The following is an 11383-nucleotide window of genomic DNA, read 5'->3' as shown; positions in this document are numbered from 1 at the left end:
TTCTGTAAGTTAGTTTGATTTACAGAGTTATTTCTACTTGCTGTTAGTAATGCTCCTCCCTCTACTAATCCCCACGCTACAAAGTTTGCAGCTTGAAGTGTAAGCTGAACTTTTGTGTTCATCTCTCCAAAATTTATTGCATCTGATAAAAACCAAAGCTGAAAGCCATTGTAAACAAGTCCAAATACTGCTCCGATGAAGAAAAACACGCTTCTTTTATCTCCATACAAGTAAAGTGCAGCAGAAACTAACGAGAATAGCGTAAAGCTAATTTCTGAAAGAATAGGAATAACGTACTGAATACATAAAGCTGTAAAATCGTGTCCTTCTTTGTATAACCTTATAAAAATATAACCAAAGGTTACGGCTATGATTGCTACAAAAACGAAACGCATCAATAACCCAATGGCTATGCAGATATTTGGCAAGTAGCTTGTTAAAGTATCTAATGACTTCCTACTTATTGAATCTTCGTAACTTAGGTTTACGGTTGTTGCTTTTGCTTCCATTAGGGTTAAATTTTACTCTTTTTCCGTTTTGAATATTTTTATAAAAAATGCCGTTTCTGCTGTTTCTATCGGTATTTTGCTTTTGTTTCTGACACTCTAACAGTTGTTTCTGTTTTTGTTTCTTGATGCGATTTTGTTTCCGTTTTCGTTTAGCTTTCCACTTTTTCAAAAATTCTGCAAAGCGATACCCTCCCCAAAAAGTAAGAACAGTATAGATGATACAAAGAGAAATGTATAGGTAAATCATAGCTTTTTCATTTTATCGATGATGTCCATTCTTGGCTTTATTCCGTACTCCTTACAAATTTTGGCATAGCCTTGAATATTGAGTATTCTGTGTACGGTTACATTGTCTGTGTCCAGATATACATTTTCTTCTCGCAATTTCTTGTTATCCAAGTATGCTGTAATGATAACTGGAACACAAACTATGAGAGTGATAGCAAATAGGATATAGCCTAGCATAATTTCAATTCAAATTAGGGTCAGAGTTTTTGAAACGGAATGCACCTTGACGACACGCATTAGAACAATACTTGGCATCTGAACGCTTTACTTCAAAGGCTTGATTACAAAACTCACACGTTTTGAATTTAGAACCTCTTTTCTTTCTGTGCATCATCACATAGACAACTTTCGGCTTTCTCTGTGCTTCTCTCTTCCAAAGTATCGCCTTTCTAATGGATAGAATGGTAGCAATGGAAAGAAAGAGTTTTATTAGTCTGTCAAGCATTTTTATTTACTTTTGGCTGTTCTTCTGGAAACATGTTGATAGGTGTACCGTGTAGGGCATCCAATGCAATATCCATACTTTCCAAAATGACTTCAAAATCAGTTTTCTTTACATCAAACACTGGCATTTTTTGGTGTGTCTGCTTACAACTTTGCATAAGTTCAAGGTGTGTTTTGACCTTTTCTCTAGCATTTGTGATACGCTTGGCGTGTGTTTTCTTATCAAACTTGGTCATCATTTGCAATGACTTTACTGGTTTCTGTCCCATAATTAATCTTAGGTAAAAGACCTTTTTCTGAAAGCTCTGTAACAACTTCCTCGTAATAGTCTTGGTCAGTAATCATTTTAATCTGTACTCTCTGTATTAATGAAGCAATACAGTCAGCAGCTTTTTTTTCTTTAGGTGTAAGTGTGTTCATATCCTTTTCAGTTTTTGAGCAGCGTCCGAATGCAACTTATGTGCAAGACTACTCTTGTGAAATTTTTCTCTTTCTCTCTCGTGGAAAGCAATCTGATTTTGGTCTATTTCTTTCCTTTCTTTTGCTTTTTGTTTCTCTTGGAAACGTTCGTAAGCTGATAGATTTTTCATAGAGTCAGTTATTAAAAATTGATTTTTGGTAGAGAGAGAATAACCCCTTAGTTACTCTCTCCTTTACCCAAAAACTACAAAATGTAGTTCGTTGAGTGTGAAGGATTCGAACCTTCGTAAACCTTTCGGCTGATGGATTTACAGTCCATTGCGTTTGACCACTTCGCTAACACTCAATTTTTACGAAAAGGACTGTCAGAAAAAAAAACAATCAAATATTCTGTTAAAAAAATATTTATTAGACAGTCCTTTATGCTTTTTTTGAAAGAAGACAAAAACATCATTTCTGCCTTCTTTACACACAAACACGATTTTTAGTCTAATTCTTTAGCTACTATGGTAGCTACTCCAGTCAAAAGTTTTGGTCTCAATTCCTTATTTTCTCCGTGAAAAAACAAACCTCCCGAAACAAAAACTCCTTTTTTAGATTCGTTAGCGACAGACATTGCCACAGACAAATTAAGGTTGTTTTTAATGGCGTAATCTCTGATTAACGCATCAATTTCTAAAAGATAATTTGCACTTGTAGCTACTTTTTTCGCTACTTTTTTGATAGTTTTCTCTTTCATTTCAAAGTTATTTTTTGATTTAAAATTTATTAGACAGTCCTTTTGATTAAAAACCTTTGACATTGTTATCTACGAGCCACTTATACACCTCTCTATTTAGAACAATTCCTTCTTCAAAAGTCAGATTACATACTTTTGGCTCTTCATCATCACAGGATAAATAAAAACCTGTTTCAGTTGGTAATTCTGTTTTTGAATCTATCTCATAAACATCAGCAAAGACATTATTTTTACAGATAGGGCATTGTACTTTTGTTGGTTTCATATATCTCTTTTTATCAATCAAATAACATTTTGTTACATGGCTTTTTCCTTCCAAATAATAGTCATAGTTAAAAAACCAGTTGTTTGTACGACAAATAATAACCTCATTCTCCACATTGATAAGTGTATGTTCAAAAGTCATAAAGTTCTTACCGTCCACAGGCTTTTTAAACTCAACGGCTAATTGGTCGCCCTTTTTAAGAGCTAAAAAGTCATCTTCTCCAGTTAATAGACGTAGGTGTAGCATAGTTATTTAAGGTCTATTTTGTGTATTCAGATTGAATTTGATTTGCAGCCTCTTGAAGAGGTACACCTTCATTTAACAAACCCACAACCTTCATATAATATTTAGATGTATCAGAGTTAGCATCCATAATCCACTCATTAGCAAGCAGAACCTTTTTACCTAGACTTTCTTTTATCATGGCAATAAAACCATCTTTAAATTCTTGCGTAAAACCGAACGATTGTGCTTCCATTAATGATATTTTTTTTACAAAATCATCATCAACTGTTTGAACTGCATCTATTTCTGTTTCTCCTTCTTGTTTCATAACATCAAGGAAAGAAGCTCTAGCACTTATCCCTAGACAAGCAAAATGATTTTCTGTGAAAATGGTCAAGTGAAACATAGTATTGTTTATTTAAGGTCTATTTTACGTTTTTTTATAGCTTTTATACGCTCACGAATTTCTTCTACCAGTTTCTGACCATTTTGCAGGTCTTTTACGGCTGCAATATCTCTATGAGCTTGTTTATGCAAGTCTTCTAGTTCTTGCAAGTCGTTGATTTTACTGATTGGCTTGGGCTTCATATCTTGCTTCGATTTTATCGTAGAGTTCTTGCCTCTCTTCTTCGTCAAGAAGCAATATCCCTCTGGCAAACCAAGACCATTTTCTACTCTTCTTTTCTAAAAAGGCTTTCATAGGGTCATAGATAGATTTCAATACTCTTACCGACCCAAACTGTACCTGTTCTTCTTGTGTTTTTTCAGTTGCCATACAATTTTTTTTTACTTATCAAAAAAAAGTTTGTGAACTACTCGCAAACTGTTTTTCTATAATATTCTAAAGTTTGCTATATTTGTATTACATTGTGTTACAAATATAGAAAATATTTTCCTATAAAAAAATATAAACGCTCATATATGAACGTTTATTGTAAATAATTTTTCTAACTAACTGTAAATCAATCAAATATGATAGGTAAAAAAATAAAAAAAGTTATTGAAGAATCTTCTTTTTCTCAAGCTGAAGTAGCTGAAAAACTAAAAATCAGTATTCCTACACTTCGTAGGATATATGGCAGAGATAGTGTAGAAACGAATGTACTAATAGGTTTGTGCAAACTATTTAATCTACAACCTTCATTTTTCATGAGCGAATTAGAAAATTTATCAGTAAGTGAAGAGACAGAGATAAAAAATGATAGTGAATTATTAAAAGAAAACTACTCTTTCGTAAAACAACTATCTGATACTAGAAAGGAATTGGCAGATACTCGTAAAGAGTTGAATGACTTATATAAAAACATAGTCATGAACAATTTAAAAATTGACTTAGGAAATAGTTTGGGAAAGGCTAAGGCGTATCTAATAGGTAGTTTTGAGAATGAGGAAGTAACAGAAACAAAGTTTGTTTCCCTCTACCCAAAATTAGGTGCGCCTGTCTTAGTGAGTTCTAACTAAGACTTACTACCTTATGAATTTTAGTGCTACACTGGGAACTTCACTCAAAAAATCGGTGTTAGAACCCACAATAAGGCAGAAGTAGAAATCCTACCTGCCTCGCAAATTTTAATAATGAAAAAGTCATTATGAAAAAAGATACTAGGTCAATCTAATCATACTTCTCTACTGGTTGAGTCTCCCACAGTTGGGGGACTAGGTTCGATTCCTAAATTGATTAGAAATTACCTGTATTTTACAAAAAATGATGATAAATGATAGGTCAAACAAGACTTCCTTCTTTTCGCTTAAAAGTCGGATTACACGAGTAATTCACAGTTTTGTAATTACCTTCGTTATAATCATAATTTGATTCAAGTGGTAGCTCAATGGTTAGAGCATCGGCTTTTTAATTTGAAGATTACATTTTCTTAAAGGTCAATTCAAATTTACTTCTATTTCCATACCGAAGGTTGTAGGTTCGAATCCTGCCCACTTGGCAAAATAAATGTAGCGCACACTTAGTGTGAGAAAGAAAAAAAACAAGGTCAATCAAAACTTACTTCTTCGTAAATATAACGGTGCTATAAACGCAAATTAGTTTTGAGATTACCTTTTAGGTGTAGCTCACTCTTTAGAGTGAGAAAAGATAAATTTCAGGTCAAATAGGACTTACTTCCTTTGCCAACTAGGCAAATCACTTTTAATGATTCCAAGTTCTATGATTACCTATTTTTAAACTAAAAAATCACAACACAATGGAAACAACTTTCCCAACTACTACTAAATTCTCAAATATTTCTGCCGTGGCTGTACGTAACCAAGCTGTTTACGTAATGACTGAAATTGCAGAAATCAATGAGCAAATCGATACAAAGATTGGAGAAGAGAAAAAGCTAAGACAGACAACTTCGGTTTTGGTAGCCAATTTGGCTCGGCTCGGCTTTGGAGTAGATGAAAAGCTCTTGACTGCACTTAACAATCTACCAACGAACTATCAACTTATGATTGCTGATAAGTTCAAGACGGTAATGGGTGTAAATAAAAACTGGACACCACTCGTAAAAGGCTGGGACGTTCCAACAGGAGAAGATATTACTGACCACTTGATGACTTGGTTTGTCAATGAGTTTATTCCCAAAGGACACGAAAAAAGAGGTACAGAACTTCCTTGTGGACACGCTATTCCACCTAATACATTTCCTTTGGAGCGTTACAACGGTTGTCCGTTTTGTGGAACTCCATTTGAGTTTGGAAAACTAGAAAACGAAAATTTTGGACAAGGAAGTAAACTAAAAATACTTTCTCTTTGGACAGACAAAGAAGCAAAGCAGTATTTTGAAGACCTTTTAGCTTCCAAGACGGCACTTGATGCCACTCAAATCGATAGCTTGAAAAAAATGATTCAAGCCTACAAAGACGAAGAATTGCCAAGCGTAGAAATCAAAATGAAAGAAACGCTGATGGTTGTTATTTCTAGCTTAGTAGAGTTTGGAAAGCCAGAAAAGGCACAGATTTATTTCAAATCGCCAGTTGATATAATGCGTTATTTGTGGTACAAGCATACTGGATTTTTACAGATTGTAAAACCAAAAGTAGTTGTGGCAAGAAAGTCTAAAAACAGCAAACATATTGGAAGCATTTTGAATCCTAACTTAGACCAAAGCGCAAACACAAAACTGGCTGCAAAAGCAGACTTAAAACTAAAATATTCAAGAAAAGAATGTTTTATGGTGGCTTCTTGGCTAAATAATTTAGGGATGAGCTACGATGCAATATGTGAAGCAATGCATCCAAAACGTGAAATGTGGGTTCGTTTTATTCGTGCTTTGCGACTAGCAGAATACAGCAAAAAAGCTGGTTTTGAGAAGCTCAAGATTGTTTTAGACAAATTCTACAATGAAGATTACAGAGTTTGGCAATCGGAAGTAGATAAATATCGTTTGCGTACAGATGTAGAAAAAACGATGTCGCTTTTGAAGCAACGCCCTGGACTTTTTGCTAGAAGTTTGTTTGCCAATATGCTTTGGTTTGGAAAAGATGATGTTTTGGAAGCTTTTTCTGAAATTATAGACAAAGTGCCTGCTCGTCTTGTATTTACATTGAATATGTACGCCGATTCGTATTTTACAAAAGGTGGAATGCGTGCCGTTAAGCCACTTGGAGGAACAAACAAAAATATTCCTAAAAATCAACTTCTTAATCTGTATGATGAAGAAGTATTAAAGGCGATGAAAGAAGGAATTGAAGAAATGTGTGTATTGGCAATGAAGAAGCGTTTTGAAGCTCAAGATAACGAGAACAAAACCATCTACATTGACCCAATGCTTTTCAAAATTCCTGTTTCGATAGGTGATAGAAGTGAAACTGTACAAGATATGCCTTCTGCACTTATGGGAACTCGTTTTGAGATAGAAGGAAATACTGTTCGCTTGTTTATGCAATGGGGTGAAGGCTTAAAAACTCAGCATTTGGATATGGATTTGAGTTGTCATGTGGCTTATAAATCAGATGTAGATAATTCTCAAAGAAAATATAAAGTGTATGGAGGAGCTTATGATATTTGCTCGTACAGCAATCTAGTAACAGATGGTTGTAAGCATAGTGGCGATATTCAGTATATTCCAGAAAAAGTAGGAACAGCAGAATACATTGATATAGACGTACATGAGTTGCGACAAAAGGGAGCAAAATATGTTACTTTTACATGCAACGCATATTCTAACGGTGAAATTACGCCTAATTTGGTAGTAGGTTGGATGAATAGCAAATATCCAATGACTATTTCTGAAAAAACAGGTGTAGCCTACGACCCTTCTTGTGTTCAGCATCAAGTCAGAATTCAGCAAGGACTGACAAAAGGTTTAGTTTTTGGTGTTTTGGATATTGATAAGAATGAGATTGTTTGGCTAGAACTCTCATTTCACGGACAAGTAGTTGGGCAGCTCAACACTACCAATGTAGAAACGCTTTTAGCAAAATTAGATTCTAAACTCAATGTTGGAAATCTGTTGCTTTTGAAAGCCGAAGCTCAAAATTTGGAAGTGTTGGAAGAAAACGACGAGCAAAATCCTGCTGATGAAGTCTATTCAAAAGAATGGGTGATGAATACAGCAGCCGTTACACAATTACTTGTGGACTAATTCATAAATGATAAAGACCTTTTTATTGAGCAATTCAATGAAAGGTCTTTTTAAATTTATACTAAAACTAAGAATTTCTACTTTTAAAGAAATCATCAAAAAAATCTTTTGCTTTTCTTGTTGTCTCATCCATTTTTTCAGATACGTTTTGAGCCTTCTTTCTAAACTCCTCATTAAATATTTCAGCTTGTGTAGAATTTCTTGTAATTTCTGTGGCTTCCTTAAAATCCTTGGCATAGCTTTCAGAAGCCTCCTTCACATCTTGCCACACCGAAGTATTTTTCTCAGCATCTGTCCTTCTAGGATATGTTCCTTGAAGAGTAGCATCATAATCACCAGAACGCACCCAGTTTACGATTTCTAGCGCACGAGTAGAAGCAAAAGGATGAGATTTTCCTATGATATTAAAAAACTTAAATAAAACATCTCCTGTATTATCTGTATTATTATACTCCTCAGCTTGCTCCAAGAAAGCAGCTACATCCATCTGCTCAAAATTACCTCCTGCTAGTTTCATTGCTACACGAAGCGAAACATCAGGATTTTGAGTCGCTAAAAGTCCTGCACGGTCTGCGCTAAGTTCACTTTTTCTACTCCACTCTTGTAAGGCAAGATATACACCAGAAAAAATCCAATTTGGAATAGGCAGTTGAACAAATGACCTTGATATTTTCTCTAGAATAAAATAAAGTGTTCTATAAAGCATATGCCCACTCATAATATGTCCTAGTTCATGTCCTAAAACTTCCGTTAGTTCTTCGTCATCTAATCGCTCAACCAAACTGGAATTAAGAACAATAAATGGGTTATCTAATCCAATAGCAGAAGCATTTAAAATAGCACTCTGAGAAACATATACTTCTGGTCTTTTCTCTACATCAAATGTCTTGCAAACCTCATCAAAAAGTAGCTTTACTCTATTAAATTGCTTCTCTGAAACACGCACTGCAGAAGCCAAGTAAATGAGACGAAGCGAACGTTCTGATGTAGCTCCAAGAAATAAATTTAAGAGTTTCTCTAAACCAGGTACACTTTTAAGGGTAGCAAGTGCAGCACGGTCGGCAGGGTGTTCCCAAGCACGAGAAGAGATTTGATGTAAAACTGTTTTCTGAGTTGTCATTTTATTTTTAATTGAAATGTATTTCTAAAATTAGCTAGAAAATTAGGGAAGTCAAAAAATTAATCCGTTATTTTGTATAGTAGTGAATTACGAGAAATAGGAGAGTTTTGTTATTTATTATCATTTCTAATTATTTGTTCGTAATTCGTAATTAAAAAATTTAATTGTGAATATTTAATGTACACTAAAACAGATTTGGATGGGGTTTGGGTATTCGAACCACGCCTTTTTGAAGACCATAGAGGATATTTTTTTGAGAGCTTTAATCTCAATGATTTTGAAAAGAACACAGGACTAAAACCTACTTTTGTACAAGACAACCAGTCGGGTTCTACAAAAGGTGTAATGAGAGGATTACATTTTCAAAAATCGCCTCACGGACAGTCTAAATTAGTACGAGTAATTGTGGGAGAAGTACAAGATGTGATTGTAGATTTAAGAAAAGATTCACCCACTTATGGAAAGCATTTTAGTATTATTCTTTCTGGAACAAACAAAAAACAGCTTTTCATTCCTAGAGGCTTTGCACACGGTTTTTTAGTATTGAGTGATTATGCTGAGTTTTTCTACAAATGTGATGCCTTCTATGAGCCAAAAGCTGACACTGGAATGTACTTCAACGACCCCAAAATTGGTATAGAATGGCAAATGGATTTGAATAAAATTATTCTTTCAGAAAAAGATAAAAATTTGCCTTTATTTGAAGATACTAAGTATTAACTTCTGTTAGTTCCGATTTTCAGATTTCTATAACAAAAGTCTATTTTGTGTGTTGTTATTATATAGAAAAGTCAGTATTGGCTTTTTCATTTTTTAATTAATAATTCACTTTTAAAGAAATACTATTTTTATGGAAACAGCTATGATTGAGCTAAACCGAATCGCATTAGATAAAGAAAAATCAAGCAAAACTGCCGACCATCTCAACGAGATTCTTTGTAACTATCAAATTTTTTATCAAAACCTAAGAGGTTTTCATTGGAATCTGATGGGAAAGAACTTTTTTACACTTCATGTGAAATTTGAAGAGCTTTATAATGAAGCACAACTGAATATCGATGAAATTGCAGAGCGTATCCTTACTTTAGGACATACTCCACTTCATACGTACGAAGATTATTTGAATAAATCATCTGTAAAAGTACACAAAAATGTTAGTGATGAAGTAGAATCTGTAAAGGCTATTATTCAAGGTTACGCAACCCTTATACAAAAAGAAAGAGAAACACTCCCAGTAGCTGGCGATGCAGAAGACGAGGGAACAACAGATATGTTGGCTGGTTTTATTAAAGTACAAGAAAAAACAGTTTGGATGCTTTCAGCTTGGTTAGGCAATAAACATAACTAAGACTAGCTATTTTATCACACATTTTAAACACACTCTGAAAATTTTAGAGTGTGTTTTTATTATACTGTTTTGTCCTGATATAGCGTTACAATAAGTTTTCTAAAAATACGAACAATAACTATATAAAATAACGTGATCTTGGGATTAAAAGCCAATCTTAAGTGCTTCTCTATACACTACAGAAACTATTTTCGGTCTGCTCTAACGAGACTGATCTACTTTTAATCAAAGTCAGCCCAAAGGGCAGTACCGAAGATTAAAAGAATATCATAACTTATTGATAATTAATAAATATAATCCCTAGTTCACGTTAAAACACACTCAAAAAGACTATATATTGCAACTCTTCAAATTGTACATGAGATAGAAGAAGGTATTTTTACTATCACTCTATTCCATACTCTTCAAATAGATACTCAATAGCTCTTTGCAATACTTTATCATTCTGCTGTTTGATGTCATTTTCAGAATTTCTAATGTAAATATTTGGTATGTGTCCTATTCCATCTAAACTTTGTCCGTTTGGAAGCAAAAACATCATAATAGAATAGCGATACTGAAAACCATTTGGCAGAAAGCGACGCATGCTAATATCTGAAAAATCTCCCGAAGTAGTATCTCCCATTTGAGTTACCTGTGGAAATGATTTCATGTGTAGTAAAAATATTTCTGCTGCGCTGATGGTAACATTATCTGTCAAGATAATAACAGGCTTGGAATAGTTTTCTTTTCCTATTGGTTTGGTATAATATTCTATTTTATCTGAAAAATCATTGTGTTCTTTTCCATTACGATGCTGTACTGTATAGATAAAGTTCTCTTTGTTAGCAAATCGCCCAGCAAAGGCTGTTGCCACAGGATCATCTCCACCAAAATTACTTCGGATATCTAAAATAATTGCTTGGTGCTTGCCAATCTCTTGTAATATCTTATCCATTAAATCAATATCATCTGTTTCTATTCCATTTAGATAAATATACCCAATATCTTTATTTTTGATATTACCATAGAAATAATATTCGTCTTCATAGATTACTGGTATGTCAGTTGTGTTTTCGATGTATTTATCCTTAATGAGAGGAATACTTAACTCATTTTTTGCTTTTTGTGATGTTCCAGATCTAAATAAATCTTCAGTTTGTGGATTGTATAAAGACGTATGAGAATCGTCTAAATAATCTATCATTTCAGAAAAAATAGCAAATAGCTCTTCATCTGTAGTTTGGCTGTTTACTTGTGGACGATACACAGTATAAATACTATCCCAGTTATGATTTCTTGCATGAAAGAGCCCGTAATAATTATCAAAATCTTTCCAAAATATCTCAAAGTTATTTTCTGGTGTATTGGCTTCCTCATCACCCAAAACCATTTCTTGGCAAGAAGAGAGCACGAAAAATAATAAAAGTAGTTTTCCGATGATATAATTTCTAGTTTTCATA

Annotated in this window: 18 protein-coding genes and 2 tRNA genes; 5 read left to right on the top strand and 15 right to left on the bottom strand. The window is 33.9% G+C overall.

Annotated features, from left to right (window positions below):
• From QZ659_RS15945 to QZ659_RS15885, 13 genes are all read right to left on the bottom strand, one after another.
• Nucleotides 1–509 (bottom strand): hypothetical protein (locus tag QZ659_RS15945; RefSeq protein WP_291727256.1); only part of this gene is annotated, 509 nt, incomplete at its 3' end.
• On the bottom strand, nucleotides 457–756 hold the full coding sequence (locus tag QZ659_RS15940; protein WP_291727255.1) for a hypothetical protein: 300 nt from the start codon (nucleotides 754–756) through the stop codon (nucleotides 457–459). The genes QZ659_RS15945 and QZ659_RS15940, both read right to left, overlap by 53 nt.
• Nucleotides 753–974, bottom strand: a complete 222-nt coding sequence (locus QZ659_RS15935; protein WP_291727254.1) for a hypothetical protein — start codon at nucleotides 972–974, stop codon at nucleotides 753–755. Before QZ659_RS15935 ends, QZ659_RS15940 begins: the two co-directional genes overlap by 4 nt.
• A 4-nt stretch (nucleotides 975–978) precedes the next feature.
• The gene (locus QZ659_RS15930) at nucleotides 979–1242 is read right to left on the bottom strand and encodes a hypothetical protein (RefSeq protein WP_291727252.1); all 264 of its coding nucleotides are present in this window, start codon (nucleotides 1240–1242) and stop codon (nucleotides 979–981) included.
• Complete coding sequence (locus QZ659_RS15925) at nucleotides 1235–1510, bottom strand: hypothetical protein (protein WP_291727250.1); 276 nt, start codon at nucleotides 1508–1510, stop codon at nucleotides 1235–1237. Before QZ659_RS15925 ends, QZ659_RS15930 begins: the two co-directional genes overlap by 8 nt.
• A complete protein-coding gene (locus QZ659_RS15920; protein ID WP_291727248.1) occupies nucleotides 1464–1661 on the bottom strand; it encodes a hypothetical protein in 198 nt (65 codons plus the stop codon). The genes QZ659_RS15925 and QZ659_RS15920 overlap by 47 nt, the downstream gene beginning before the upstream one ends.
• The gene (locus QZ659_RS15915; protein WP_291727247.1) at nucleotides 1658–1831 is read right to left on the bottom strand and encodes a hypothetical protein; all 174 of its coding nucleotides are present in this window, start codon (nucleotides 1829–1831) and stop codon (nucleotides 1658–1660) included. Before QZ659_RS15915 ends, QZ659_RS15920 begins: the two co-directional genes overlap by 4 nt.
• Nucleotides 1832–1922: 91 nt before the next feature.
• A tRNA-Tyr gene (locus QZ659_RS15910) sits at nucleotides 1923–2007 on the bottom strand.
• A gap of 138 nt (nucleotides 2008–2145) precedes the next feature.
• Nucleotides 2146–2400 (bottom strand): hypothetical protein, encoded by a 255-nt coding sequence (locus QZ659_RS15905; RefSeq protein ID WP_291727245.1) that lies wholly within the window; start codon nucleotides 2398–2400, stop codon nucleotides 2146–2148.
• Nucleotides 2401–2446: 46 nt separating this feature from the next.
• The gene (locus QZ659_RS15900; protein ID WP_291727243.1) at nucleotides 2447–2911 is read right to left on the bottom strand and encodes a hypothetical protein; all 465 of its coding nucleotides are present in this window, start codon (nucleotides 2909–2911) and stop codon (nucleotides 2447–2449) included.
• A gap of 13 nt (nucleotides 2912–2924) precedes the next feature.
• Entirely contained in the window at nucleotides 2925–3296 is a 372-nt protein-coding gene (locus tag QZ659_RS15895; protein WP_291727241.1) for a hypothetical protein, read from the bottom strand.
• A gap of 8 nt (nucleotides 3297–3304) precedes the next feature.
• Nucleotides 3305–3478 (bottom strand): hypothetical protein, encoded by a 174-nt coding sequence (locus QZ659_RS15890; protein WP_291727239.1) that lies wholly within the window; start codon nucleotides 3476–3478, stop codon nucleotides 3305–3307.
• Nucleotides 3456–3665 carry a hypothetical protein gene (locus tag QZ659_RS15885; protein ID WP_291727238.1) on the bottom strand — a complete coding sequence of 70 codons (210 nt, stop codon included), beginning with the start codon at nucleotides 3663–3665 and terminating at the stop codon, nucleotides 3456–3458. The genes QZ659_RS15890 and QZ659_RS15885 overlap by 23 nt, the downstream gene beginning before the upstream one ends.
• A gap of 197 nt (nucleotides 3666–3862) precedes the next feature.
• Between QZ659_RS15885 and QZ659_RS15880 the strand changes: the two genes are divergently transcribed.
• The 3 genes from QZ659_RS15880 (at nucleotide 3863) to QZ659_RS15870 (ending at nucleotide 7473) form a co-directional block, all read left to right on the top strand.
• Nucleotides 3863–4351: a helix-turn-helix domain-containing protein gene (locus QZ659_RS15880; protein WP_291727236.1), complete on the top strand. Its 489-nt coding sequence runs from the start codon at nucleotides 3863–3865 to the stop codon at nucleotides 4349–4351.
• Nucleotides 4352–4705: 354 nt separating this feature from the next.
• Nucleotides 4706–4830, top strand: a tRNA-OTHER gene (locus QZ659_RS15875).
• Between the two features lie 258 nt (nucleotides 4831–5088).
• Nucleotides 5089–7473 (top strand): hypothetical protein, encoded by a 2385-nt coding sequence (locus tag QZ659_RS15870; protein WP_291727234.1) that lies wholly within the window; start codon nucleotides 5089–5091, stop codon nucleotides 7471–7473.
• Nucleotides 7474–7540: 67 nt separating this feature from the next.
• Here the strand turns inward: QZ659_RS15870 and QZ659_RS15865 are convergent, their stop codons facing one another.
• A complete protein-coding gene (locus QZ659_RS15865) occupies nucleotides 7541–8593 on the bottom strand; it encodes a M48 family metallopeptidase (RefSeq protein WP_291727232.1) in 1053 nt (350 codons plus the stop codon).
• A gap of 177 nt (nucleotides 8594–8770) precedes the next feature.
• Here QZ659_RS15865 and rfbC point away from each other — a divergent pair, with 177 nt between their 5' ends.
• Both rfbC and QZ659_RS15855 read left to right on the top strand, forming a co-directional pair.
• Entirely contained in the window at nucleotides 8771–9313 is a 543-nt protein-coding gene (rfbC, locus tag QZ659_RS15860; protein WP_291727230.1) for a dTDP-4-dehydrorhamnose 3,5-epimerase, read from the top strand.
• Between the two features lie 130 nt (nucleotides 9314–9443).
• A complete protein-coding gene (locus tag QZ659_RS15855) occupies nucleotides 9444–9941 on the top strand; it encodes a Dps family protein (protein ID WP_291727228.1) in 498 nt (165 codons plus the stop codon).
• A gap of 385 nt (nucleotides 9942–10326) precedes the next feature.
• On the opposite strand, the gene QZ659_RS15850 is transcribed toward QZ659_RS15855, so the two are convergent.
• Entirely contained in the window at nucleotides 10327–11382 is a 1056-nt protein-coding gene (locus QZ659_RS15850; protein WP_291727226.1) for a S41 family peptidase, read from the bottom strand.
• Between the last annotated feature and the right edge of the window lies 1 nt (nucleotide 11383).

This window comes from Bernardetia sp., assembly GCF_020630935.1.
Taxonomy (GTDB): Bacteria; Bacteroidota; Bacteroidia; order Cytophagales; family Bernardetiaceae; genus Bernardetia.
This window is presented reverse-complemented; position numbering and strand designations above follow the sequence as displayed.